This is a genomic window from Mesorhizobium sp. M0045 (assembly GCF_040323385.1).
GTDB lineage: Bacteria > Pseudomonadota > Alphaproteobacteria > Rhizobiales > Rhizobiaceae > Mesorhizobium.
In genome coordinates, this window is sequence record NZ_JAMYUY010000007.1 from 161,592 (window position 1) to 187,226 (window position 25,635).

Genomic DNA, 25,635 nt, shown 5'->3' on the forward strand with positions numbered 1-25,635 from the left:
CTCAGCCGACGCGCAGGATGATCTTGCCGAAGACGTCGCGGCCTTCCATGCGTTTCAGCGCCGCATCGATGCCGTCGAAGCCGACCTCGGTGTCGATCACCGGCGCGACCAGGCCCGCTGCCATCTTCTGCATGGCGTCGGCCATGTTTTCCATGCGGCAGCCGAACGAGCCGAGCAGCTTCAGCTGCTGCTGGAACAACTGCATCAAATTGATCTGCGTCGACACGCCGGAGGTCGAGCCGCAGGTGACCAGCCGGCCGCCGCGTTTGAGGCACAGCATGGACGCGGCAAAGGTGTCGGCGCCGACATGCTCGAACACCACGTCGACGCCCTTCTTCTTGGTCAGCTTGCGCACGACGCCCTCGAAGCGGTCGTCGCGGTAATTGATGACGTGGTCGGCGCCGAGCGCCTTGGCCTTGTCGATCTTGTCGTTCGAGCCGACGGTGGTGATGACCGTGCAGCCCATCTTCTTGGCCAGCTGAATAGCGGCGGAGCCGATGCCGGAGCCGCCGGCATGAACCAGTATCGTCTCGCCGGGCTGCAGCCGGGCGTTGTCGAACAGCATGTGCTCGACCGTGCCGAAGGTGACAGGCGCCACCGCCGCGCCGATTTCGCTCACGCCTGGCGGGGCGGGGACCAGAAGGCGCGCCGGCAGGTTGATCTTTTCCTGCGCAAAGCCGTCGAGATGGAAGCCGTGAACGCCCGAAACATGCTCGCAGAGATTGTCACGGCCTTCGCGGCAGGCGCGGCAAAGCCCGCAGGTGCGGGCGCCATAGATCGACACCAACTGTCCGGGCAGGAGGCTGGAAACGCCGGGGCCGACCGCCTCGACCTCGCCGGAGGCCTCGGCGCCGACGACCAGCGGCAGCTTGCGCTTGGCGAAGGCCATGCCGCGCCAGCCCCAGACATCGATGTGGTTCAGCGCCACGGCCTTGATGCGCAGTGTCACCTCGCCGAGCGACGGCGGCGGCGGTGGCGGCAGGTCCACCGTTTCAAGCCGGCGATCCTCGATAAGTTGCAATGCGCGCATGGTGCCTGTCGGTTCAGTCCGGCTGAAAAAGGTCGCTTAGACCGGTTCCCGCGCCATGACAAGGCAGGTGTTCTGGCCGCCGAAGCCGAAGGAGTTCGACAGGACCGTGCCGACCTCGGCGTTGCGCTTGGCGTTCGGCACCACGTCGAGCACGATCGCCGGGTCGGGATTGTCATAGTTGATGGTCGGCGGAATGACGCTTTCGCGCATCGTCATCAGCGAAAATGCGGCCTCGACGGCACCGGCAGCCGATAGGGTATGGCCGATCATCGACTTGTTCGACGAGACCGGCATTGATGAGATCCGCTCGCCGAATACCGTCGACAGCGACAAGTGCTCCATCTTGTCGTTTTCAGGCGTCGAGGTGCCATGGGCATTGACATAATCGATCCCGTCCTCGCTCAAGCCGGCATCGGCAAGAGCGGCGCGCACCGCCGCGATCGCCGGCGAACCGTCCGGCTTGGAGCGGGTGCGATGGAAGTCGTCGGCCTTTTCGCCGCAGCCGCGCAATATGCCGAGAACGGTGGCGCCGCGGGCAAGTGCTGCCTCCAGCGATTCCAGTACAAGGGCGCCCGCGCCCTCGGCCAGCACGAAGCCGTCGCGGTCCTTGGAGAAGGGTTTTGAGGCCTTTTCGGGGATGTCGTTATGGGTGGAGAGCGCGGACAGAAGCGAGAAGCGGATCAGCGCCTCGGCGGTCGCCGAGCCGTCGGCGCCGATCGACAGCGCCCTGTCGCATTCGCCGCGGCGGATCGCTTCGACACCGAGCTGGATCGCCGTGGCGCCCGAAGCGCAGGCGGTCGACAGCGTGATCGGCAGGCCACGCGTGCCGAAACGGTCGGCAAGCCGGTCGGCGATCGAGCCGAACTGGGTGGTCTCGAAGATGTCGAGTTCCCTGAGGCCGCGCGCTACCCGCAGCAGCCTTTCTGCACCGGTGTCGTGCGTGTCGGAATTGTAGAGCGAAAAGCGCTCGCTCCAGTCGAGCTCGACCGGCGGCGAAGCGAGGAAGAGCGGTCCGCCGAAATCGCCGGCATCGAGGCCGGCCTCCGACATCGCTTCCTGGGCGGCGGTTTCGGCAAGCTCATAGGTGAGGAGACTGGCGCCCTTGGAACTCGACGGCAGGAAATCGACCATGCCGGAGATGCGGGTGTTGAGATGATCGACCGGGAAGCGGGTGATCGGATGGATGCCGGATTTGCCCGACGTAAGTGCCGCCCAATTTTCGGCTTTGCCGACACCGAGCGACGTCACCACGCCGATGCCGGTGACCGCTACGATAGGCCTGCCCATATGGTCGTTCAGATTGGCCATTTGTTGTCCAAAAACCTGTTTCTCTTGGAGCAATCGGATCGCCCGAAAACCGCATCACACTTTCGGTCCGATGCTCTAGGCGGCTTTGATCAGCGCCATGCCCTCGAATTGGTGATAGCCGATCGCCGTTGCAAGGACGGTCTTCGGGACGCCGGCAAACGGTTTTTCGACTGTGGCGTCGAAGACAGGGTAGGCCGCCTTGCGGTCGACAGCCAGGGCTGCCAGCGCAACGGCAAAGGGGAACTGCGCTTCCTTCATGTGGCCGGTCAGCGTCGAAAAGCCGCGTGCGGCGATCGCCGGATTGGCCTCGAGTGCCGATTTCTCGGCGGCGGTCGCGGCATGGGCGCCCGAAGCGCCGGAGATCGCCAGCAGTTCGCCGTCCGGCAATGCGGCTTGCTTCAACAGCGCGGCGATCTCACCGTCGAGTTCGCCCCGTCGGCGCCTGGCACGACCGGACAGGACCGGGCCGAGTTCCGCGTAGATCTTCCGGCCACGGCGTTCCGCGTGCTCGCGCTGCTCCAGGACGAGAAACGCGCCGCCGGATCCGGTCACCACACCGCCGCCTTCGGCGCCTTGCCTCTGCCAGACCGGCCGCCACGCGCCGCGATGCAGGTAGCCGGCCAGTTCATAGCCGAGCAGCATGTCGGAATGTTCGGTCTGAAAAGCGCCGCCGACCAGTATATGCGTCGACTGGCCGGAGCGGATGCGCGCGGTCGCCGTCTCGACCGCGGCAACGCCCGCACCTTCCTCGCCCATGAAGGTGCGCGACGACCCCGTCACCTTGTGGACGATCGAGATGTTGCCGGCGAGCAGGTTGGAAAGCTGTGCCAGAAACAGCGTCGGGCGCAATTCCGTGGTCAGCTTCTCGTTAAGCAGCACGTCGCGGTCATTGCGGCTTTCCGATGCCGCGAGAATGGCCGCATCGACCGCCTCGTCGCGCTCGCCGCCGCCGGCGGCCACCACCATGTCCATGGTCGCGCAGAGTTCGTCATTGCCCTTGATGCCGGCATCGTCGAGCGCAAGGCCGGCCGCATAGGTGCCGAGCCTCTGCCAGGTCTCCATCTGCCGCTGGTCGCCGCGCTTGGCGATCTGCAGGTTCCAGTCGATCTCCGGCAGCGGATGGACCGTATAGGGCGAGAAGCGCGAGGCCTCCAGAACCGGCTCAAGGCGCGGCTGGACAAGCTTTTGCCAATGCGCATCCGGACCCTCGCCCAGCGACGAGACAAGGCCGATGCCTGATATGACGACGTCGTGGGGGTTCATTGGGGGCTGTTGTGGGTCGGGCGCGTCAGGCGCTGTGTTCACGCGGCGTTCTTGGCGGCGACGAGCGCGTCGATCTTGGCGCACAGGTTCTTCATGACGAAATAGTCGTCGGTCGAAGCCTTGCCGTCGTTGACCTCCTGCGTCCACTTTTCCAGCGGCACCTTGATGCCGAATTCCTTGTCGATGGCAAAGACGATGTCGAGGAAGTCGAGGCTGTCGATGCCGAGATCGTCGATGGTGTGGCTTTCGGGCGTGATCGTCTCGATATCGATCTCGCTGGTGTCGGCGATGATCTTGGCGACTTTGTCGAACGTGGTGGACAAGGGCTTTTCCTTCGATTGCGGGCGGAATCTGTCCGCATGTGTTTGGCGCTGTCTAATCGGTTTTTCCGGGCAGGAAAAGGCCTGATGCGCCGACGGCAGCTGGGATTGATGTTCTGGCAGAGCAATAGGGGTCGCTGGCAACCCCTCCCGGCGATATGCCCAAACCGTCCCATCTCTGGTCATTGCGTGTACCAATGTACCACGAAGATCTATGACTACAGAAACGCGTGCAGACCGGGTGCGCCTGGAAAAACGATTGGCGAAGGTGCTCAAGGCCTTGGCTGAGCATCGCGACATGAGCCTGGGTGGACGGCTGGCGCATCGCATCCGCTATGTTCGCGTTACGCCGGATTCGCGTTTCGGATTTGTCGAGGTGGCCTGCCGACCGACACTAACGGAGGCACGGAGGCGTCGATTACCTATGCGTTCACGGCCTTGAGCCCGGCAGGAGCATCGAATCTGTCCGAACTGACGGAGGACGCGTTCGCGGACATGATCGAGGGATGGAAGCTCCGTGTCGACGCTTGGCTGGTAGCGGTGAAAATCTGACGCCAGGTAACTTAAACGAATTGCCACCAAGGGTGGAATGTTACCTTCGTCTCGTAGATGGGAACCAGCAAGTAGCGGACAAAGCTGTCGCTCAGTGAGTTTTCCTTCGTTCTGTGCCTTGATGGGACAATTCCTCGCCGCTGATCGGAGCAACACCCGTGGCCATTCATTCCTTCCACATTAACATCCCGGATGAACAGATCGAGTACCTACAGCGTCGTATCCAAGCGACAAGATGGCCGTCGTCGATCTTCGCATACGGATGGGAGGACGGTACTGACGTTGATTTCCTCAGTAAGCTTTCACGTTACTGGCAATACGATTTCAGGTGGCGCGATCACGAAAAACGTCTGAACCTGTTGCCTCAGTTTAGGGTCACGATAGACGGGTGCGACATCCATTTCGTTCACCAGAAAGGAAAGGGGTCAGCGCCCTTGCCGTTGATCCTCACTCATGGCTGGCCCGGCTCCTTCGCCGAGTTCGAGCATGTCATTCCGCTGCTCACGGATCCTGCCAAATACGGCGGGGATGCCGAGGACGCCTTCGATGTCGTCGCACCGTCGCTTCCGGGTTTCGGCTTCTCGTCCCCGCCGCGTCAGGCCGGCGTTAGCTCAAAGCATGTCGCGAAGCTGTGGCGGGGGCTGATGCGCGAACTGGGATATGATCGCTTCGCCGCACAAGGTGGCGACATCGGCGCCGGAGTCTCGACCTGGCTCGCTCGGCTTTACCCGGAGGACCTTATCGGATTGCACCTGAATTACATTCCAGGCAGTTTCCGCCCGACCCTCGGTCGCGGCGACCCACCTGTCACGCCGGAGGAGAAGGCATTCCTCGACAGTGCGGCGAATTTCGCCGCGACGGAGGGGGCCTACGCTTTTCTGCAGGGGACCAAGCCCCAGACGCTAGCCTTTGCACTGACAGATTCCCCAATCGGGCTAGCCGCATGGATTGCCGAGAAGTTCCGCAGTTGGAGCGACTGCGAAGGCGAACTCGAACGCGCCATCCCTCTAGACACGCTGCTTACCGACATCTCGCTTTACTGGTTCGGTAACACGATCGAGGCCTCGCTCCGGATTTACAAAGAGAACCGGCTCTGCCCCCTGACCTTCGGGCCAAGGGAGCGAATAACACCGCCCCTCGGCGTTGCAGTCTTCCCTCGAGAGCTTCCTATGCCACCTCGCTCCTGGGTCGAACGAGTCTTCCGTGTCGAGCGCTGGACCGACATGCCGAAAGGAGGACATTTCGCGGCGATTGAGCAACCCGAACTCCTGGTCGAGGACATCCGGGCGTTTTTTCGGCCGCTGAGGCTCCGGCCGGCAAAGTAAAGGACGAAAACCTCGCCCGTTGTCACGGCTCGGAAGTCCTGATGAGACGGTACCATTGCATTGGCTTTCGTTGAAAGCGCTCGTTGGTCCTGACTAAGGGTCAATGTCGACCTTGGACTCGATCAGACCTCATCGCGGGTCGGAACCGGTATTCCGCTTAAGGTACCAAACGCTAGATTTCACCACTAGCGAACGTTTCAACCAGCTCCGGCGCAGATCAGAAAGTAACGCGGCCGAGTACCCGCAGGCCGTCGCCCTGCGGCTCGACGACCACGGCCTCGCCTTCACGCGGCGAGATCCCGGTCAATTCCTTGATGTTTTCGAGATGCGTGACCATGACCAGATTGTCGGAGCCGGAATAGCCGCGGATCTCGGCAAGGATCGCGGCAATCTGGTCGGCCTTTTCCTTTTCGTCGGTCTTCAGCAGGTCAAGCGGTGCGAACGGCTCCGGCTCGCTTTCGAAAGCGATGCGGGCGGTCTCGAGGCAGCGGCAATAGCGGCTGGACAGCACGCGCTCGACCGGTGCGGCGCGGGCGCCAAACAGCGCGCCGATCTTGCGCGCCTGTTGCTTGCCGCGCTCAGAGAGATTGACCTGGGTCGCGCATTTGCCGAGGTCGAAATTGGCGGCATCGGTGGTGCCGGTGACCATGGCATGGCGAAGCAGGACCACATGCCCGCCGTCGCGGAGCAGCGCCCAGCCGGCTTCCGTCGCATGGGCTGTGGCGGAAACGGCAAGCAACAGCAGCGCCAGCACAAATCGAAGCATCAGACATCCTTTTCGGGTGACCGGCAGGCAGGTCCCCGGTGACCGGCATATAGGGACGGCAAAGCCGGCTGAAAGACAAGCCGAGTGCAACCTGCGGCCGAGACGCCTATTTCTTCGCTATCTGCTTCTTCACCAGATCGATCTTGCGGTCGATCAGCGGGATGGGGAGTGTGTAGCCGGCTTCGGTAAAGCCTTGCTTGGCGTTCTCGAAGAATTCGATCGCCTTTTGGTATTCGGCATTGCCGCCGCCATAGCTGCCGCGGTTCCAGTGGACGTCGCCGAGATTGTTCTGCTCGAAGGCCCATTGCATCGGCTGGCCTTCGCGGGTGAAGACCTTGAGCGTCGCCTCGAAGGCGGCTTCGGCTTCGTCCAGATATTTGCCGGTCCGTTCGAGATTGCCGAGATTGATCAGGCAAAGCCGATCACCGCCCCCAGATTTTCCGTCGCGGTAACGTCCGCCAGTGCCCTGGCGCCGCGCATCGGCTCCAGCCCGCCGGCGCCGATCGGCGAGGCCGAGGCGGTGGGCGCCCGGCGCAGCACCGCATCCGCCGGAAACGGGTTGGTGCGGCAGGCATCGAGCAGCATGATCGTTACCGGCACGGTCGTCTTCAATTCGTCCATGACGGCGGAGATCGGCACCAGGGCCTGATCGGCGTCCTTCAATGAAGAAACGTCGGCGTCGACCGGCACCAGATAGTTTTCGCCGCCGGCCTCGATGCCGTGGCCGGAATAGTAGATCAAGGCGACGTCGGCGTCCTCGGCATCCTCAGCGAAACGCTCGAGGTCGCGCTTCAGCTTTGCCGCGTCGCGGTCGGTGACGCTGCGCGCGCCGAAGCCGAGATCGGTCAGCATCTTGGCGATGTCGCGGGCGTCGTTGGCGGGGTTGGGAAGAGCCGCTATGTGCTGGTATTTCGACTGGCCGACAATCAGCGCCACGCCCTTGAGGCTCTCCGGCTCCGCGGCATGAGCCGAGGTCACCACGAGGCAAAGCATGGCGCCGACGAAAGCCGTCAGCCACGCCTGCTTGAAGAAGTGCTGATTTCCGACAAGGCCCATTCGCCGCGTGTCCCCCGACAGCCCTGTATAGCGCTGGCATCCAACCATGGGCAAATTCGGACAAGATCCGAGCGGCCGGATTGTTGGCCGGTACATTCGCGAGGGAAGGGCGGTTGCGCCGCCGCCGGGCCTCGCCTATCACGGGAAAAATGTCTCCGCTTACCGAAACCGTCCTCTTCGTCTTCAGTCTCGTCGGGCTCGGCTATCTTGCCGGGTTGACCGGCTATTTGAAGCCGGCGAGCGGTGAGGGCGTATCCGAATTCGCCATCAACGTGGCAATGCCGCTTTTGCTGTTCCAGACCATGGTAAAGGCCGATTTCCACGGCGTGGCGCCGTGGTCGCTATGGGGCGCTTATTTCGCGGCGGTCGCGCTCACCTGGGCCACCGGCCATCTGGTTGTTACGCGCATCTTCGGGCGGGACGCCCGCGCCGGCGTCGTCGGCGGCGTATCGTCGTCCTTCTCCAATGTCGTCCTGCTCGGCGCGCCCTTCATCATCGGCGTGTTCGGGCCGGCCGGGTTCGAAGTGCTGTCCCTGCTCGTCTCCATTCACCTGCCGGTGATGATGATGGCGTCGATCATCCTGTTCGAGATGTTCGGCCGCGGCGGCAGCGAGCCTGTGCATCCGCTCCGCGTCGTCAGGAGCTTTCTCAGGAGGGTATTCATCAATCCGCTGATCATCGGCATACTGGCCGGGCTGGCGTGGCGCTTCACCGGTGTGCCACTGCCGGTGCTTGCGACGCGGCTGAGCGACGCGCTGGCTGGCACGGCCGCCCCGGTTGCGCTGTTTGCCATGGGGCTCAGCCTGCGCCGCTTTGGCATCTCCGGCAATGTAAGGCCGGCGCTGGCGCTGTCGGCGCTGAAACTGTTCCTTATGCCGGCGCTGGTTCTCGGCCTGGTGTGGCTGATCGGCCTGCCGCCATTGACGGCCAAGGTGGCGGTGATGGTTGCGGCGTTGCCGTCCGGCATAAATTCCTATCTCATCGCGGTGCAGTTCAACACCGGCCAGGCGCTGGCGTCGAACCAGATGACCATCGCCACCGCCTGTGCTGTCGTGACCACTGCGTTTTGGCTGACAGTGGTCGTCGTCGCTTTTGGATAACAGCCCGGCTGCATCGCTCTCGCATTAGCTGGCCCAAACCCTATATGCCATCTTGTGATTGCTTGCGGGGCTTGCCCTGGGCTAAGAGCAGTGGCTCTAGCGATGCTATCGCGCACGTCCATTCACGAAATCAGCGACCGGCCCGCCAGGTGCCGAACGGAGGCGAGATCATGCTTCAGAAAACGAGCCATTTCATGCGGCAGGCCAATCTCATCAATGGCGAATGGGTGCAGGCCGATTCAGGCCAGACGATCGACGTCAACAATCCTGCCACCGGCCTCAAGATCGGCACAGTGCCGAAGTCGGGCAAGGCCGAGACCCGCCGCGCCATCGAAGCCGCCGACGTTGCCTTCCAGACATGGCGCAAGACCACCGCGCTCGAACGCTCGAAGCTGTTGCGCAAGCTGCACGACGCGATGATGGACAATCAGGACGTGCTGGCCGAACTGCTGACCATCGAACAGGGCAAGTCGCTGTTCGAATCGAAGGGCGAGATCGGCTCGGCCGCGTCCTACATATTGTGGTTCGCCGAAGAAGGCCGCCGCACCTATGGCGACGTCGTGCCGTCGCCCTGGGCGGACCGCCGTATCCTGGTGACCAAGGAACCGGTCGGCGTCATCGCCGCCATCACGCCATGGAATTTCCCGTCCTCGATGCTGGCCCGCAAGCTTGGCCCGGCGCTTGCCGCCGGCTGTACCGCCGTGGTCAAGCCGGCGTCGCAGACGCCTTATTCCGGGCTTGCCTGGGGCGCGCTCGCCGAGGAAGTCGGCTTCCCCAAAGGCGTCATCAATATCCTGACGGGTGCCGCCGGTGAGATCGGTGACGAGATCTGTGCCAACCCGCTGGTCAAGAAGATCACCTTCACCGGCTCGACGGAGGTCGGCAAGATCCTGATCCAGAAGTCGTCGGTGACCGTCAAGAAAGTGTCGATGGAGCTCGGCGGCAATGCGCCGTTCATCGTCTTCGACGACGCCGATATCGAGCGGGCCGTCGCTGGCGCCATCACCGCCAAGTACCGCAATTCCGGCCAGACCTGCGTCTGCACCAACCGCTTCCTGGTGCAGGCCGGCATCTATGACCAGTTCGTCGAAAAGCTCGCTACTGCGAGCAACGGGCTGAAGGTCGGTTCCGGCCTCGAGGAGGGTGTCCAGCAGGGACCGCTAATCGATGAGAAGGCGGTGGAGAAGGTCGAGGAGCTGATTGCCGACGCTACCGCCAAAGGCGGCAAGGTCGTCGCCGGCGGCAAGCGCCACGCGCTCGGCGGCTCGTTCTTCCAGCCGACGGTGATCGCCAATGCGACGCCGAAGATGCGCTTCATGAAGGAAGAAATCTTCGGCCCGGTAGCACCGGTATTCAAGTTCGAGACCGAGGAAGAGGCCGTAGCACTCGCCAACGACACCGAGTTCGGCCTAGCCTGCTATTTCTACACCGGCGATCTCGGCCGCGCCTTCCGGGTCATGGAAGGGCTGAAATACGGCATGGTCGGCGTCAATGAAGGGCTCATCACCACCCCTGAAGCGCCGTTCGGCGGCGTCAAGGAATCGGGCCTCGGCAAGGAAGGCGGCCATCAGGGCATCGAGGATTATCTCGACACCAAATATGTCTGCATCGGCGGACTTGGTCTCTAGAAGCCTGATGCGGTAATACCGAAAACGACGCTGGGCCGCTTCGAAAGGCCAGGCTGGCATCGAGCAGCGAACTTGCGAGCATGGCAATGAAGGACGGCGAGGTTTTCGGCACGACGCAGGCGGGCGAGGCCGTCCGCCGCTTCACCATCCGTGGCGGCGGCCTTACCGCCAACATCATCGGGCTGGGTGCGATCATCCAGGATCTGCGTCTGGCCGGGCACGACGCGCCGCTGGTGCTCGGCTATGATCGTTTCGAGCACTATGAGAAGGACACCGCCTTCTTCGGCACCGTCGTCGGGCGCTATGCCAACCGTATCCGCGACGGCCGCTTCACGCTTGCCGGCAAACGCTATCAGACCGAGCGCAATTTCCTCGAAAAGCACACGCTGCATGGCGGTTCGCAAGGTTTTTCGCGCCGGGCCTGGGCGGTTTCACTACATGGCAGGGATTTTGTCACGCTGACCCTGCACGACCCGGACGGCATGATGGGCTTTCCCGGCGCGCTCGACGTGACCTGCACCTACCGGCTGAAGATCCCCGGCACGCTCAGCGTCGAACTGACCGCCACCTGCGAGGAGCCGACGCTCTGCAACCTCACCCAGCATTCCTATTTCAACCTGGATGACGGCGGCGCCGGCGACATTCTCGACCACCGGCTGATGCTGAATGCCGGCGCTTATCTTCCTGTCGACGCCGATCTGATCCCGACAGGCACGGTCAAGCCTGTCGACGGCACACCTTTCGACTTTCGCCAGGCGCGGCCGCTGCGCATGGAGACCGAGGGCGAACAGCTCCCCTATGACCAGAATTTCTGCCTCGCCTCGACGCGCGGGCCGCTGAAACAGGCATCATGGGCGCAGGGCGCGAATTCCGGCGTCGAGATGGAGCTCTGGACCACGGAGCCGGGCGTCCAGCTCTATACCGGCCAGTACCTGGCGCCGTCTTCGCCTGGATTGGGCGGACGCCAGTACAAGGCCTTTTCGGGCTTTTGCCTGGAGCCGCAAATCTGGCCGGATGCGCCCAACCGGCCGTATTTCCCGCAAGCCACGCTGTGGCCCGGGCAGATCTACCATCACGTGACGGAATACCGGTTCAGGCTGCCTTAGGGCAGGAGTGCCGCTGCCGAAGCGTACGACTCGAGCGTCGCGAACATGCCCAGCGCGGTGCCTTCGGGATCCTTGGTCTGCGGCAGAGCTTCAGCTATCTGGCGGGTTATCTCAGAACCGGCTGGAGCGTTCTTTCGGCTGAGGCGACTTCAAGCGGTGACAGGAGCATTCCGGATCAGCGGGAAGTCGCGCAGCGGTCTCCAGCGCGACCCGCGAGGCTGTCATGGAAAGATTAGGCAGCACGTCCTCCTGCAGCAATTTCTGGCGATTGCGATCCATATAGTCGTTGAAGCCCGCCGTCACGAACGCGCAAGGCACGAAACACGCGCCGATCTCGCGCGACAAGGTCGCCTCAGGGGCAATGGAATGGTTGAGTACATCCGCCCCCATGCCCCGATACGCCAAGGCTTCGGCTGGCGTTGTCAGCCGGGGCCCATAACAGTGGGCAGCCACCAACTGCTGTTCGATGCCATAAACGCGGCATTCGGCTGGCCAATGACGGCGGGCCGTTTCGACCAGAACCGCCGCACATCTTGGACACACGATTTGCTTGCCCGAACAGTCAAAGCTCTGACGGTCAGGAAGCAGTGAAAACGGGGTCTGCGTCAGCTCGATGATATCGGCGGTCACCACCATGTCGCCCGGCTGGATCGCCTTGTTGACGGCGCCTACAGTCGAGCAGGCGAGAACTTGCCGTACACCCGCCCGCATCAATACCCAGAACGCGCGGCGATGGCAGGAATGGTCGATACGGTCGCGGGGATTGCCGTGCGAATACATGCACAGAGCGCGCTTCGCTCTCCCTTCCGCTGTGATCGACGCATCGAACTCGAGCAGCTTCCAGTTGTCGGTGCGACCGAAAGGTGTTTCAAAACTCATGTCGCGCCGCAAGGTGCGCACACCATCGAATTCGACATCTTCCGGGAAGGCAAGCCCCCAGTTTGCCGACCCGGTGATGATGGCCAACCCTACCTGAGGGATGTCCGTCGAATGATCCGTCAGATCGTCGGCTGCATGGTAATTGGCGGGCATGTTTCCAGTCTCGGTCAGGATTTTTGGCGAAGGGTCACAATCAGGACCACGGCCACGACGATGACGGTCCACAATGTCGAGATCGCCGCAATGGTCGGATCGATCTGATCGCGCAGCGACAGGAACATAAGCTTCGGCATCGTGCTGTTGCGACCGCTTGCGATGAAGATCGAAATCACGGACTCGTCGAGCGAAGTCAGGAACGCCATCAATGTCGCCGACAGCAAGCTGATCCGAAGTTGCGGAACGATGATTCCGCCAATGGCTCTGGCCCAGTTTGCACCGAGGCTGCGCGCCGCCTGAACCTGGTTCCAGTCAAAGCGGGTGAGAGCGGGTAGCAACACAATGCAGGCGACCGGAACGGCCAGCACCACATGTCCGACCAGCACACCCAATAGCGTTCCGATCAGATGTTGTGCGGCCAACACAAAGAAGAGACCGATCGCAAGCAGGATACCTGGGGTGATCGAGGGGGTCAGCAGGACGCTCTGGATGGCCGCAGCGGTCTTTCCGCCCAGCCGGTTCATTGAAATGCAGGCGAGCAGCGCGAAGGGCACCGCGATCAACGCCGTCAACGTCCCAAGGATCAAACTCGTCCTCAGCGCGGCCATCCACGTTGCCGAGCCGAAGAAGTTCTCGTACCAGCGCAACGAGTAGGCGTGCGGCGGAAACTCGAGGAGATTCGACGCCGAAAAGGAAAGCGGCACCACCACGAGCGTCGGCAGCATCAGAAATGCCATGACAAGAGCGGCAAAGCTCCAGAGCAAAATGCGGGCGAGCCTGTTTTGCGGATAGGCTTCAAGCATGGGAGGCTTCCACGGTGTTCTGGGCCACCAGCCGGCGTGCCGCCAGCAACATCACACCGATCAGCGCCATAAGAACGAGGAGCAGAATGCCCAGGACGCTTGCCGACCCCCAGTCCTGGAAGGTCGATAATGTACGCTCGATCCGGGTAGAGAGCGGATTTACCTTGCCGCCGCCAAGCACCGCCGGCGTGATGAAAAAACCTATGGCGTAGATGAGGACGATGATCGAACCCGAGAAGATGCCGCCCGCCGAAAGCGGCATAATGACGGTGCGGATGACCTGCCTGAGAGTGGCTCCCATGCTCGCTGCCGCGCGAATGAGATTTGGGTCGATATCGCGCATCGCAGCATAAACAGGCAGCAGAAAGAGTGGCAGCATGTAGTGCACCATGCCGATGAGCGTTCCCGTGAAGTTGTAGACCAGCGGCAATGGCTCCGCCGTCAGGCCTGAACCGGTCAACGCCGCGTTGATCAGGCCGTCGCGCCGCAAAAGCACGAGCCAACCATAGGTACGCACCAGAATGGAGGTCCACAGCGGCAGCATGACGAACGCCATGAGCACGTTGACCAACCTTGGTCTGACGCTGGCCAGAGCGAGCGCCAGAGGGGTGCCGAGGAGAATGCAGGCCGCTAGCGTACCCAAAGACAGTTCGAGGGTCGTGACGAGCGCCGACCATGTCAGTCCGCTCGAAAGGACCTTCTGGTAATTGCCGACGGTGTACTCACCTCCGGTGGTCAGGAAGGATTGCCGGATTATCCAAAGGATGGGCAGTATCGCCGCCAGTCCAACGATGAACAGCGCCGGGAGCGAAAGCGATAGAAAAAACCGCCGCTCGCGCCGTGCATCCGCTGCGAGCGCCGGATCCCGGACGACGGTCACGCCGTCGCTCCCGGTATCGCGTGAACCTTCGCTGCTGGTGCATATGCGGTCATCCGCTGACCGGCGGCAAGCTCGGCGCAACCGCCGGCCAGCGCTGCCGGAATGCAGACAAGAACCTCTTGCCCACCGTTAAGCGCCAGCGTCAAAAGCCAGTTCTCGCCGCGGAACGCTTTGGTGCGCAGTATTCCTTCGAGAGCCACTCCGTCTCCCCCGACGAGCTTCGCATCAAGATGGAAGCTTTCGGCGCGGATCATCAGCGTTTCGTGTGATGCTTCGGCGCCGTCGATTCTGCGCGCCGAGCCCGGGGCCACAATGTTGGCCTCGCCCATGAACTCCGCGACGAAGCGGGTCGATGGACGATCATAAATCCGCTGCGGCGTATCTATCTGCTGGATGCGGCCGGAATTCATCACCGCAATCCGGTCAGACATAATCAGCGCTTCGCGCTGGTCGTGGGTCACATAGATTGTGGTGATCCGTAGATGATCATGCAGACGCCGGATCTCATACTGCATGGTCTCGCGCAGATTCTTGTCGAGCGCCGACAGCGGCTCGTCCATCAACATCACGCGCGGTTCGAAGACGATAGCCCGCGCCAATGCCACCCGTTGACGTTGGCCGCCGGATAGTGCGGCAACATTGCGTTCCGCCAGGCCATGCAGCTTCACGCGGGCCAAGGTATCAAGCGCCCGCTGACGCGCCTCCGCTCTCGGTACCTTGCGCAGCACCAGCGGATACGCGACGTTCGCCAGGACGTTCATGTGGGGAAACAAGGCGTAATTCTGGAATACTATGCCGATGTCTCGTTTGTTGGGCGGCAGGCGGGTGATGTCTCGATCGCCCAGGAAAAGTTTACCGGAATCCGGCCGGACAAAACCGGCCAGAGCCATGAGTAACGTGGTCTTGCCCGATCCCGATGGCCCTAGCAGCGTGAGGAATTCGCCAGCCTGAATGTCGAGCGAAACATCATCCAGTGCGACGTAGGACCCATAAGCCTTGTGCACGCTTTCGATGGTGATCGCGAGCGACTTCATCATGTGCTCCAGCCTTGAAGCGCGTCGCGTTCGACCGGCTTCACGCGACGCGCTTTAGGTTCTTGTTTTCATGCATGTCGTTGTCGCGCGCTGCACATTTTTGCGCTACATGCGTCAGAACTGAGAGTCAGCGAGCCATCATTTCATCGAAGGCTCTTTGGGCAGCCTCGCCATTCTTGACCCACCATTCTGAATTTGAAAACACCGAAGTGCCAGCATTTTCAGGCGCGGTCGCAAGTGTCTTCAGACGGTCCTCGGGAATAAGGCCACCCTCATATGCCGCAGGATTGACTGGGCCATAGGCAATGAAATCGGTCAGCTTGGCAACCCGCGCGGGCTGCGTCATCGCTGCGATGAGCTTCATCGCGGCCTCCTTATTCGGCGCTCCCTTCGGCACCCCAAGACAGTCCGTGCCGATGACCGAACCCTTGAACGTGTAGTCAGCCGCGCCGCCATCTGCTTTCACGGTTTGGGCGCGTCCGTTCCAGGTAATGACCAAATCCGCCTCACCGTCTTTCAGCAACTGCGCGGATTGGGCGCCCGAGGTCCACCACACGGCGACGTTTGGTTTAATCGCTTCAAGCCGCTTGATGGCGCGCTCTAGCCCTTCCGGCGTGCTGAGCACGGAATAGACGTCCTCCGGTGCCACGCCATCGGAGAGAAGCGCGATCTCGATCGAGTCTTGCGCATTGGCGCGCAACGCGCGACGGCCAGAAAATTTGGCAACATCCCAGAACTCCGCCCACGTCTTCGGCGGGTTCTCGCCATAGGTCTTGGTGTTCCACGACATGACGGTGCCATAGGAATCGAACGGATAGCAGTAGTCGGACTTCGCACCCTCAGGCACGGATTTCGGATCGATGATCTTGTAGTCGAGCGGCTCCAGCAGCGATTGCGCGGCAGCCTGCGCCCCTTCCGGCGAACCCAGGTGGACGATATCGGTCGTGACTGCACCCGAGGTAACCTGCATCTTCAGGGCGGCCAGGCCGTCGCTCTGCGTCTCCTCGCGGACATCATAGCCAAGCTCTTTTGCAGCCGGGCCCCACATGGCCTCCTTGATGGCGTTGCCATAGTCGCCGCCCGCGGTCGTGATGGTGACCGTCTGCGCATGCACGGGCAGGGCAGCCGAGATTGCCAATGCTGTTAAGGAAATGCGTAGCCAGGACATAGGTTCTCCTCCCCAACTTTTATGGAATATCGCTTGAAAGAGCCATTATTTTGTAATCGTAACGTTACGATTGCATCTGGATACGCTAGAGTCAAGCTGCTTCCTATGGGAGTTCGGATTGACCGGGATGTCGAATTCGGTAACGCTATGGCGGTCAGCAAATCAGCCGGCGCTTTCGCAAATGAAGTCGGGCGAACAATGGCCAATCTAAAGCAGATCGCCGCGGAACTTTCCCTCTCGGTGACCACGGTGTCCCGCGCTCTGAAGGATGGGCCGGAAGTGCAGCCCTCGACCATAGCCCGCGTCAAGGAGGCGGCTAGGCGGGTCGGCTATTTACCAAATCATCATGGTCGCGCGCTCAAAACGGGTCGAACGCAGACGCTGACGGCGGTACTCCCGATGGAGACACGAGACCATCTGTCCGATCTGTTGAAGCTTCCTTTAATCGAAGGCATGACGCTGGCGGCGCGGCAAGCTGGCTATAGTCTGTCCATCTATTCCACCACTCCCGACGACGATCCCGTTGAGAGTGTGCAGCGGCAGCTTCAGGCGCGCAGCGCAGACGGCCTGATCATCACACGCCTGGTGTCGGCTGATCCGCGCGTCAGGCTGCTGCTGGATCAACGCATGCCATTCGTCGCGTTTGGAAGAACCGACCTGGATATCGCCTATCCCTATGTCGATGTCGACAATGAACAGATTGCCTACGAGGCGACCCGGCGGCTCATGGATAAGGGCTGTCGACGCATTGCGCTGCAACTTCTCGTTCCGGAGGACCAGGCGAGTGCCATGCGTCTTTCCGGGTATGGAAGGGCAATGGCCGAGGCCGGTATTCCGATCGACCAATCGCTGATCGGTCATGGCATGTTCACCATGGAATCGAGCGCCGGCTGGTTCGATCGCTTGCTGGCGTCATCAGATCCGCCAACGGGCTTGGCGTGCGCCAACGAACTGGGCCTTCTGGGAGCGTTGCACGCTCTCGGCAAGCGGGGTCTTACAGCAGGCCGCGACGTCCACATCGTCACCCGTGACAGCACGCGGCTGGCACGCTTCCTGCCCGCAAAGATCGGAGTTCATTCCGTCGATATGGCGGGTGTTGGACGCAAACTTATCGAAGTCCTGGAGAGCCGGATCATCAATCCGCTTGGGCCGGTGGAGACAGTCTTGGTGCAAGGCAGATTCGAGCCGGCCGAATAGTCCGGGCGGCCCTCAGGAGGCCACCTCGTTTTGAACCGGCCGGATCAGCGCCTTTGCGGCATCTGCCGGAACCGGAGCTCCAGGACGGCGATGTCCTGATAGCGGTCCATGCCGCTGGGGTGAACCTGCTCGATTCCAAGGTCAGAACCGGAGAATTCAAGCTCATCCTGCCCTATCGCCGCCCGTTCATCCTGGGCCACGACGTGGCTGGGACGGTTATCCGCGTGGGATCGAAAGTTCGCAAGTTCAAAGGCGGCGACGATGTCTATGCGCGGCCGCGCGATGGCCGGATTGGGACATTCGCCGAATTCATTGCCGTGAATGAAGCCGACGTGGCCTTGAAGCCTGAGAATCTCAGCATGGAAGAAGCGGCCTCGATTCCCCTGGTCGGACTGACCGCCTGGCAGACGCTTATCGACGGGGCAAATCTGACGAAGGGACAGAAGGTCTTCATTCAGGCTGGTTCCGGCGGCGTCGGAACGTTCGCCATTCAGTTGGCCAAGCACCTCGGCGCGACCGTTGCGACAACCGCGAGCGCGGCGAGTGCCGATCTGCTGAAAAGCCTCGGCGCCGATGTCGTCGTCGACTACAGGAAAGACGACTTCGAGAAAGTTCTGTCGGGCTACGATGTCGTCTTGAACAGCCAGGACGCCAAAACACTGGAAAAATCCCTGAGCGTGCTGAAAGCGGGTGGGAAGCTCATCTCCATTTCCGGTCCACCGGATCCCGAATTTGCCACGGAAAAGGGACTGAATTTGATGCTGAGACTGGTGCTGCGCTTGCTGAGTCGCGGAATTCGGGCCAAAGCCAAGCGCCGCGGCGTGCAGTTTTCGTTCCTTTTCATGTGGGCGCAGGGGGGATCAGCTGAGCAAAATCACCTCTCTCATCGAAGCCGGCGCGATCCGCCCGGTTGTGGATCGAGTCTTTCCATTCGAAGCGACCAATGACGCCCTGGCCTATATCGAAACAGGACGCGCCAAGGGCAAGGTCGTCATCAAGCTCAGATAGCAGGTGCCTCGAACGCACCCCTCAGCGTCTCGAACGGTGCCAGGGCGCCGCGCACCTGCACGACGGCGGCGGCGACGCGATGGGCGCGCAGCACCGCTTCTGCCGGGGCATGCCCGGCAAGGCGGGCGGCGAGGTAGGCGCCGTTGAAGGAGTCGCCGGCGCCGGTGGTGTCGACCGGCGCGGCGACATGCACCGCCGGCACCGATTGCAAGCTGCCGTTCCGGGCGATCAGCGCCGGCTCCTCGCCGTTCTTGACGACGACTTCGCCGACCAGCTTTCGCAGCCGTTCGGCTGTTTCCTGCGGTGTCGTATCACCAAACAGCACCTGCTCGTCGGGGAAGGTCGGCAGCGCGATGTCGGCGACTGCGAGCGCCTCGAGCATGGCGGCCTGTGCTTCCTCGCGCCGGCGCCACAGCCGCGGCCGGTAATTGGGATCAAAGGCGATCAGCGAGCCGGCCGCGCGCGCTGTGGCCACGGCCGTCAGCAGTACCTTGCGTGGACCCTCGTCGAGAATTGCCAAAGTGATTCCGGAAAAATAGACAAGCGCCTGGTTTTCAAGGCTTTTCTGCAATGCCGCTGGGTCCGAAGCCAACTGCCTTGCGGCCGCATCGGCCCGCCAATAGGTGAAAGAACGTTCGGCGCCGGTCAGCGTGATCGCATAGAGGCCGGGGCGGGCGCCCGCTATCACCGGGCTGGCGCCGATGCCGATGCCGTTCTCGGCCAGGAACTTGATCTGGTCGCGCGAAAACGGGTCGTCGCCGAAGGCCGACACGTAGGTCGCCGGCCGCTCGCTGCTCAAGGCATGCAGCGCCCATAAAGTATTGAACGTGTCGCCGGCAAAGCCCATGCGCCAGTTCGGCCCGGCCTGGCCCGAAAGCTCGAGCATGCACTCGCCAATCGAGGCGATGCCGTTTCCTGCCATGAAGCACTCCTCCATCCTGCAATTGCGGTGCTGTAGCTTTTTGCGGCCGGCAGCGCCATGCTTGCCGACGGCGGATTCTTGCGCTGGGCGCGATTTCCCACAGGGGCGCGGGACGCGATCTGCCCAGCGAAACGTTATCCGCAGAACAGGAATTGGTTTGGCATCGTTATGGCGTTATCTTCTTGGAGGCCTCGGCCTGGCTGCCTTGCTTGCCGGCGTGCTGGCCCTCGTCTATCTGACGGCGCCGCATGCGCCGCAACCAAGCTCGGACGTAGGCCGTTCCAAGACGACGGCGAACAAGCTGTTCGTGGCGACTTTCCAGCCCGAGAAAGGCGTCATCCGGCAGGGCGAACTGGAATCCTGGCTGCTGACGCTGAAAACCATCGAGGGTGCGCCGGTGGAAGGTGCTGCGATAACGATTTCCGGCGGCATGCCGCAGCACAAGCACGGTCTGCCGACCAGCCCGCAGGCGACCGATTACCTCGGCGCGGGGCGCTATCGCATCGACGGGGTCAAATTCACGATGAGCGGGTGGTGGCAATTGCATTTTGCCATTTCCGCTGCGGCCGGTTCGGACACTGTCGTCTTCAACGTGGTGCTGTGAGCCGCTGATGAGCCGGTTTTCCAGTCTTCTCGTGTTGGTGGTGGTGGCCGTGCTTGCCGGCTGCGGCAGACCGGAGTTTTCCGATGCCGAAAAGCAGACCATCGCCTCATTGGCGCTGTCCAGGCTGCCGCCGCTGAAGCCCGACACCACCAATCGCTTCGCCGATGTGCCGGCCGCCGCGGCACTCGGCTCGACGCTGTTCTTCGACACCGGGATGAGCGGCGACGGCACGGTATCGTGCTCGACCTGCCACAAGATCGACCGCCAATTCCAGGACGACCTGCCGCAAGCGGTCGGTGTCGGCCGCACCAATCGTCGTACCATGCCGTTGGCCGGCGTCGCTCATGATCCCTGGTTCTTCTGGGACGGGCGGCGCGACAGCCTGTGGGCGCAAGCGCTGACACCCCTCGAAAATCCGCTGGAGCAGGCGGGCAACCGCGCCGCCTTCGCGCATTACATCAAGGCCCGCTTCGGCGAGCGCTATGAGCGCATCTTCGGCCCGCTGCCGAACCTTTCGGGCGTGCCGGCCAATGCCAGCCCGCTCGGCACCGATGCCGAGAAGGCGGCCTGGAAAGCCATGCCCGCCAGCCAAGCCGAGGAGGTCAACCGCGTCTTTGCCAACATCGGCAAGGCGATCGCCGCCTTCGAGCGCTCGATCGCGCCGCCGCAGACACGCTTCGACCGCTTTGCCATCGATCTGGCTGCGGGCGCCGAGCCGAAAGGCGACGCCGCCTTTTCGCCGGAGGAAATCCTCGGCCTGAAGCTGTTCGTGGGCAAGGCCAACTGCGTGACCTGCCACAATGGCCCGCGTTTTACAGACGGCAGCTTCCACAACACCGGCGTGCCGCCGGTCGCGGGCCTGCCGCCGGATCGCGGCCGCGTCGACGCGGTACGCCAAGTCGAGGCCGATCCGTTCAACTGTTTCGGCGCCTTTCGCGACGGCGGTGCCAGCGCCTGCCGCGAACTGCGCTTCATGGTCAAGGCCGGGCCGGAACTCGTTCGTGCGTATAAGACGCCGTCGCTGCGGGGTGCCGCCACCCGGCCGCCCTACATGCACGCCGGGCAGTTTTCCTCGCTCGACGAGGTGGTGGCGCATTATTCCAAGGCACCGGCAAGCGTCGAGGGCACATCCGAGATCCACCCGCTGCAGCTTTCGGACCGCGAACGCGCGGCGCTGGTGGCGTTTTTGAAGACACTGGCGGAGTGAGGGTGGCTCAGCGCGCTGTGTAGCGATCCTTCGCTGTCCCGCCAACATTACCGCAACAGCGCTCTCCTACCGATCCTTCACCGTCTCCATCGCGACAAACGTCGAGGTCTGGGCAACGTGCGGCAGGGCGGAGATCCGCTCGCCGAGCACGCGGCGATAGGCGGCGATGTCGGTGGTGCGGACCTTCAGCAGATAGTCGAAGCTCGACGCCATCATGTGGCACTGCTCGATCTCCGGCACCGCCTGCACGGCGCGGTTGAAGGCGTCGAGCGCGGCCAAGCGGGTGTCGGACAGTTTCACTTGGACGAAGGCGACATGACCTTCGCCCATCCGCTCGTGGTCGACGATCGCCTGGTAGCCTCTGATAAAGCCGTCCTTCTCCAACCGTTTCACCCGCGCCTGCACCGGCGTCTTCGACAGGCCGACTTTTGCCGCGAGTTCCGACATGGAAAGCCGGCCATTGCTGCCCAGCGCCGACAGGATGTTCCTGTCAATGCGGTCCAATTGGTCTTCTGTCATGAAAATTCTGGTCAAATTGACGGGCATCAGTCATCATGATAGATCAATCGACCTGCGCTGTCGATTTCTTTGGACCGACTGCGATCGGGCTTTGTGCTAGCTTTGCGCCATTCGGTCCGGCGACCGCCGGCCCGCTCCCTGATGCTCGCTCTACAGGACCGTCATGCCAGCGCTCGATGCCATCCGCCAGCAGATCCGTGCCAATTACCTGCCTGACGAAGACGAGGCTGTGAAGCGGCTGGCCGAGGCGACGGGGCTTTCAGGGAAAGACCGAAAGGCGATCTCGGCCCGCGCTGCCGATCTGGTGCGGGCAGTGCGCGGCTCGTCCGATCCGCGGCTGATGGAAGTCTTCCTGTCCGCCTACGGCCTCTCGACCAAGGAGGGCGTGGCGTTGATGTGCCTGGCCGAAGCGCTGTTGCGGGTGCCCGACACCGAGACGATGGACGACCTTATCGCCGACAAGATCGCGCCGCACGACTGGTCGGCGCATGCGGGCGGCTCGAGCTCGATCTTCATCAATGCGTCGACCTGGGCGCTGATGCTGACAGGCCGGGTGCTCGACGAAGGCGAGGGCGGCATCGAAGGCACGCTGCGCGCCATGGTGCGCCGGTTGGGCGAGCCGGTCATCCGCAAGGCGGTGGCGGCTGCCATGCGCGAAATGGGCGAGCAGTTCGTGCTCGGCCGCACCATTGCCGAGGCGGTCAGGCGCGGCCGGCCGATGACGCAGAAGGGCTATCTCTATTCCTTCGACATGCTGGGCGAGGCGGCCCGCACCGAGGCCGATGCCTTGCGCTATCTCAAGGCCTATGCCGACGCCATCTCGTCGCTCGATGCCGGCGCCAACGGCCCCGACATCCGCCAGAACCACGGCATCTCGGTCAAACTGTCGGCGCTGCATCCGCGCTATGAAGTGACGCAGAAGGAAAAGATGCTGCCGGTCATGGCCGAGCGGCTGCTGTCGCTGGCGCTCGCAGCGCGCCATTCGCGCATGGGCCTCAACATCGACGCCGAGGAAGCCGACCGCCTCGATTTGTCGCTGGACGTCATCGAGCGGGTGCTGGCCGAGCCGGAGCTTGCCGGCTGGAACGGTTTTGGCGTCGTCGTGCAGGCCTATGGCCCACGCGCCGCGTTCGTTATCGACTGGCTCTACGAACTGGCGAGGAAATATGACCGCAGCATCATGGTGCGGCTGGTCAAGGGCGCCTATTGGGACACCGAGATCAAGCGGGCGCAGACGCTCGGGCTCGACGGCTATCCGGTCTTTACCCGCAAGGCCAACACCGACGTCTCCTACCTGGCTTGCGCGAAGAAGCTGTTGGCGATGACCGATCGCATCTATCCGCAATTCGCCACCCACAACGCCCACACCGTCGCCGCCATCCTGTCGATGACGACGGACCGCGATACATTCGAATTCCAGCGGCTGCACGGCATGGGCGAAGCTCTGCACGAGACGGTGCGCAAAGCCGAAGGCACGCGCTGCCGCATCTATGCGCCGGTCGGCGCCCATTCCGACCTGCTTGCCTATCTAGTCCGCCGGCTGCTGGAGAACGGCGCCAATTCCTCCTTTGTCCACCAGCTCACCGACGAGGAGGTCGAGCCCGAGGACATTGCCCGCGACCCGCTCGATACGGTGGAGAAGCAAGGTCCCGCCGCCAATCCGGCGATCGTGCCGCCGTCTGCGATCTTCGGTCCCGGCCGGCGCAACTCCAAGGGTTTCGATATCACCGACACGCTGACGCTGGCTGCGATCGACAAGGCGAGGGCCGAGTTCGCCGGGCCGGAGCGCTGGCACGCCAAGCCGGTCAGCCGCGCTGCCGGCTACGGCAAGCAGCGTCCGGTCGTCAATCCGGCAAAACCTTCGGAAGTGGTCGGCACGGTCAGCGAGGCCGGCGCCAAGCAGGTCGAGACCGCGGTGCGCATCGCCGTCGAGGCACAACCGGCGTGGGCAAAACGCCCGGTTGCCGAGCGCGCCGCCATCCTCAACCGGGCGGCCGATCTCTACGAAGCGAACGCGGTCGAGTTCTTTGCACTCGCCGCCCGCGAGGCCGGCAAGTCGCTCGCCGACGGCGTTGCCGAGGTGCGTGAAGCGGTCGATTTCCTGCGCTACTATGCGGCCGAGGCCGCAAATGCCGAGGCGGGAACCGAGGCGCGCGGCGCCATCGCCTGCATCTCGCCGTGGAATTTTCCGCTCGCCATCTTCACCGGGCAGATCGCGGCAGCACTCGTCACCGGTAATTCCGTCATCGCCAAGCCTGCCGAACAGACGCCGCTGATCGCTTTTCGCGCCGTCCAGCTGCTGCGCGAGGCCGGCGTGCCGGAAGACGTCATCCAGCTTCTGCCCGGCGACGGCCCCTCGGTCGGCGGCCCGCTGACCGCTGACCCGCGCATTGCCGGCGTCTGCTTCACCGGCTCGACGGAGGTCGCCAAGCTGATCGAAAAGCAACTCGCCGAGACCGCTGCGCCCGATGCCATGCTGATCGCCGAGACCGGCGGCCTGAACGCCATGATCGTCGATTCCACTGCGCTGCCCGAACAGGCGGTGCGCGACATCCTGGCCTCCGCCTTCCAGAGTGCCGGCCAGCGCTGCTCGGCATTGCGCATTCTCTACGTGCAGAAGGACGTCGAGAAGAAGATGCTGGAGATGCTGAAAGGCGCGATGGAAGCACTCAGCCTCGGCGACCCCTGGCGGATATCGACTGATGTCGGCCCGGTCATCGACGACGAGGCGCAAGCGTCGATCCGCGACTACTGCACCAAAATGGGCCTGCAGGGCCGGCTGATCGCCAAACTCGAAGCACCGAAGGATGGTCGCTTCGTTGCGCCGCACGTCTTTCGGGTCAAGGGCATCGAGGAGCTGGAGCGCGAGGTGTTCGGGCCGGTGCTGCATGTCGCCACCTTCGATGCCGACGAGATCGATGCGGTGATCGCGGCGATCAACCGCAAGGGCTATGGCCTGACCTTCGGCCTGCACACCCGCATCGAAGGCCGCGCCCAGCATTTCGTTGACGGCATCCATGCCGGCAACATCTACGTCAACCGCAACCAGATCGGCGCCGTCGTCGGGGCGCAGCCGTTCGGCGGCGAGGGGCTTTCCGGCACCGGGCCGAAGGCCGGCGGACCACATTATCTCCGGCGCTTCCGCAAGGGGCCTGAGGCCGGCACCCATCTTGCCGAAGGCCGCAAGGTGACGGCGACCGAGCTCGCCGACAATCTGCCGGACCCGACGTTTGGCGGCTGGTCGACGCGGCCGGACCGCGTAGCCATCCTGAGGAAACATCTGCGCGGCAAGGGCGCCGCGGCCATCGGCGCTGCAGCCGCGATCGATTTCGGCCAGGTCGACCTGCCCGGGCCGACCGGCGAGGCCAACACGCTGTCGCTGTCGCCGCGCGGGCGCGTGCTGTGCCTCGGTCCCGACGCGGATACGCTGCTTGCCCAGACCATCCAGGCGCTGGCCGCCGGCAATGCCGTGCTCGCCGTCGCACCCGGCGCGCCGGCAGCGCTATCAGCGCTGACCGGCAAGGGCCTGCCGCTGGCGGCGATCGACGGCCGGCCGGACCCGGTCGAAGCGCGCTCGCTGCGGGTCGATGTCGTGGCCTTTTCCGGCACGCCCGAGGCCGCGCGCATCGTGCGCAAGGTCATCGCCGAGCGCGCCGGCCCGATCGTGCCGCTGGTCAGCGAAGTCTATTATCCGGCCGCCTATGCGCACGAGCGCGCCGTCTGCGTCGACACCACGGCGGCGGGCGGCAATGCCAGCCTGCTGGCCGCTGCGTAGGGTTTCGCCAGGGTTCGCGTATCGCCGGC

22 protein-coding genes and 1 pseudogene are annotated in these 25,635 nt (G+C 63.1%); 9 read left to right on the top strand and 14 right to left on the bottom strand.

What is annotated here, in order from left to right; all coding sequences use genetic code 11:
• Position 1: 1 nt before the first annotated feature.
• The 4 genes from NKJ72_RS14195 to NKJ72_RS14210 form a co-directional block, all read right to left on the bottom strand.
• Complete coding sequence (locus NKJ72_RS14195) at positions 2-1,030, bottom strand: zinc-binding dehydrogenase (protein ID WP_352477635.1); 1,029 nt, start codon at positions 1,028-1,030, stop codon at positions 2-4.
• Between the two features lie 36 nt (positions 1,031-1,066).
• Positions 1,067-2,338 carry a beta-ketoacyl-ACP synthase gene (locus tag NKJ72_RS14200; RefSeq protein ID WP_352477636.1) on the bottom strand — a complete coding sequence of 424 codons (1,272 nt, stop codon included), beginning with the start codon at positions 2,336-2,338 and terminating at the stop codon, positions 1,067-1,069.
• Positions 2,339-2,413: 75 nt separating this feature from the next.
• The gene (locus NKJ72_RS14205) at positions 2,414-3,601 is read right to left on the bottom strand and encodes a beta-ketoacyl-ACP synthase (protein WP_352477637.1); all 1,188 of its coding nucleotides are present in this window, start codon (positions 3,599-3,601) and stop codon (positions 2,414-2,416) included.
• A 38-nt stretch (positions 3,602-3,639) separates the two neighbouring features.
• Positions 3,640-3,924: an acyl carrier protein gene (locus tag NKJ72_RS14210; RefSeq protein WP_254818207.1), complete on the bottom strand. Its 285-nt coding sequence runs from the start codon at positions 3,922-3,924 to the stop codon at positions 3,640-3,642.
• A gap of 707 nt (positions 3,925-4,631) precedes the next feature.
• Here NKJ72_RS14210 and NKJ72_RS14215 point away from each other — a divergent pair.
• Complete coding sequence (locus NKJ72_RS14215; protein ID WP_352477638.1) at positions 4,632-5,798, top strand: alpha/beta fold hydrolase; 1,167 nt, start codon at positions 4,632-4,634, stop codon at positions 5,796-5,798.
• Between the two features lie 217 nt (positions 5,799-6,015).
• On the opposite strand, the gene NKJ72_RS14220 is transcribed toward NKJ72_RS14215, so the two are convergent.
• From NKJ72_RS14220 to NKJ72_RS14230, 3 genes are all read right to left on the bottom strand, one after another.
• A complete protein-coding gene (locus tag NKJ72_RS14220; protein ID WP_254818209.1) occupies positions 6,016-6,564 on the bottom strand; it encodes a histidine phosphatase family protein in 549 nt (182 codons plus the stop codon).
• 106 nt (positions 6,565-6,670) lie between these two features.
• Complete coding sequence (locus NKJ72_RS14225) at positions 6,671-6,874, bottom strand: hypothetical protein (RefSeq protein ID WP_352477639.1); 204 nt, start codon at positions 6,872-6,874, stop codon at positions 6,671-6,673.
• A 98-nt stretch (positions 6,875-6,972) separates the two neighbouring features.
• Positions 6,973-7,620, bottom strand: a complete 648-nt coding sequence (locus NKJ72_RS14230; RefSeq protein ID WP_352477640.1) for a caspase family protein — start codon at positions 7,618-7,620, stop codon at positions 6,973-6,975.
• 149 nt (positions 7,621-7,769) lie between these two features.
• Between NKJ72_RS14230 and NKJ72_RS14235 the strand changes: the two genes are divergently transcribed.
• The 3 genes from NKJ72_RS14235 to NKJ72_RS14245 all read left to right on the top strand — a co-directional run bounded on the left by NKJ72_RS14235 (position 7,770) and on the right by NKJ72_RS14245 (position 11,454).
• A complete protein-coding gene (locus NKJ72_RS14235; protein WP_352477641.1) occupies positions 7,770-8,720 on the top strand; it encodes an AEC family transporter in 951 nt (316 codons plus the stop codon).
• 170 nt (positions 8,721-8,890) lie between these two features.
• On the top strand, positions 8,891-10,348 hold the full coding sequence (locus NKJ72_RS14240) for an NAD-dependent succinate-semialdehyde dehydrogenase (protein ID WP_352477642.1): 1,458 nt from the start codon (positions 8,891-8,893) through the stop codon (positions 10,346-10,348).
• A gap of 80 nt (positions 10,349-10,428) precedes the next feature.
• Entirely contained in the window at positions 10,429-11,454 is a 1,026-nt protein-coding gene (locus NKJ72_RS14245; RefSeq protein ID WP_352477643.1) for an aldose epimerase family protein, read from the top strand.
• A 111-nt stretch (positions 11,455-11,565) separates the two neighbouring features.
• Here NKJ72_RS14245 and NKJ72_RS14250 read toward each other — a convergent pair whose 3' ends face one another.
• The 5 genes from NKJ72_RS14250 to NKJ72_RS14270 all read right to left on the bottom strand — a co-directional run bounded on the left by NKJ72_RS14250 (position 11,566) and on the right by NKJ72_RS14270 (position 16,374).
• Entirely contained in the window at positions 11,566-12,486 is a 921-nt protein-coding gene (locus NKJ72_RS14250) for a phosphorylase family protein (protein WP_352477644.1), read from the bottom strand.
• A 14-nt stretch (positions 12,487-12,500) separates the two neighbouring features.
• A complete protein-coding gene (locus NKJ72_RS14255; RefSeq protein ID WP_352477645.1) occupies positions 12,501-13,292 on the bottom strand; it encodes an ABC transporter permease in 792 nt (263 codons plus the stop codon).
• A complete protein-coding gene (locus NKJ72_RS14260) occupies positions 13,285-14,172 on the bottom strand; it encodes an ABC transporter permease (protein ID WP_352477646.1) in 888 nt (295 codons plus the stop codon). The genes NKJ72_RS14255 and NKJ72_RS14260 overlap by 8 nt, the downstream gene beginning before the upstream one ends.
• Positions 14,169-15,206: an ABC transporter ATP-binding protein gene (locus tag NKJ72_RS14265; RefSeq protein WP_352477742.1), complete on the bottom strand. Its 1,038-nt coding sequence runs from the start codon at positions 15,204-15,206 to the stop codon at positions 14,169-14,171. The genes NKJ72_RS14260 and NKJ72_RS14265 overlap by 4 nt, the downstream gene beginning before the upstream one ends.
• A 127-nt stretch (positions 15,207-15,333) precedes the next feature.
• Positions 15,334-16,374: an ABC transporter substrate-binding protein gene (locus NKJ72_RS14270; RefSeq protein WP_352477647.1), complete on the bottom strand. Its 1,041-nt coding sequence runs from the start codon at positions 16,372-16,374 to the stop codon at positions 15,334-15,336.
• Positions 16,375-16,521: 147 nt separating this feature from the next.
• Here NKJ72_RS14270 and NKJ72_RS14275 point away from each other — a divergent pair, with 147 nt between their 5' ends.
• Positions 16,522-17,571 (top strand): LacI family DNA-binding transcriptional regulator, encoded by a 1,050-nt coding sequence (locus NKJ72_RS14275; RefSeq protein WP_352477648.1) that lies wholly within the window; start codon positions 16,522-16,524, stop codon positions 17,569-17,571.
• Positions 17,572-17,624: 53 nt separating this feature from the next.
• Positions 17,625-18,579: pseudogene (locus tag NKJ72_RS14280) on the top strand (NADP-dependent oxidoreductase).
• Here NKJ72_RS14280 and NKJ72_RS14285 read toward each other — a convergent pair.
• Positions 18,572-19,501, bottom strand: coding sequence for a sugar kinase (locus NKJ72_RS14285; RefSeq protein WP_352477649.1), 930 nt, complete (start codon positions 19,499-19,501; stop codon positions 18,572-18,574). The pseudogene NKJ72_RS14280 and the gene NKJ72_RS14285 overlap by 8 nt on opposite strands.
• A gap of 157 nt (positions 19,502-19,658) precedes the next feature.
• Between NKJ72_RS14285 and NKJ72_RS14290 the strand changes: the two genes are divergently transcribed.
• Both NKJ72_RS14290 and NKJ72_RS14295 read left to right on the top strand, forming a co-directional pair.
• Positions 19,659-20,105, top strand: a complete 447-nt coding sequence (locus NKJ72_RS14290) for a FixH family protein (protein ID WP_352477650.1) — start codon at positions 19,659-19,661, stop codon at positions 20,103-20,105.
• 7 nt (positions 20,106-20,112) lie between these two features.
• The gene (locus NKJ72_RS14295) at positions 20,113-21,312 is read left to right on the top strand and encodes a cytochrome-c peroxidase (protein WP_352477651.1); all 1,200 of its coding nucleotides are present in this window, start codon (positions 20,113-20,115) and stop codon (positions 21,310-21,312) included.
• A 66-nt stretch (positions 21,313-21,378) separates the two neighbouring features.
• On the opposite strand, the gene NKJ72_RS14300 is transcribed toward NKJ72_RS14295, so the two are convergent.
• Positions 21,379-21,831: an Lrp/AsnC family transcriptional regulator gene (locus NKJ72_RS14300; RefSeq protein WP_352477652.1), complete on the bottom strand. Its 453-nt coding sequence runs from the start codon at positions 21,829-21,831 to the stop codon at positions 21,379-21,381.
• A 163-nt stretch (positions 21,832-21,994) separates the two neighbouring features.
• Here NKJ72_RS14300 and putA point away from each other — a divergent pair, with 163 nt between their 5' ends.
• Entirely contained in the window at positions 21,995-25,606 is a 3,612-nt protein-coding gene (gene putA / locus NKJ72_RS14305) for a bifunctional proline dehydrogenase/L-glutamate gamma-semialdehyde dehydrogenase PutA (RefSeq protein ID WP_352477653.1), read from the top strand.
• Positions 25,607-25,635 lie beyond the last annotated feature (29 nt).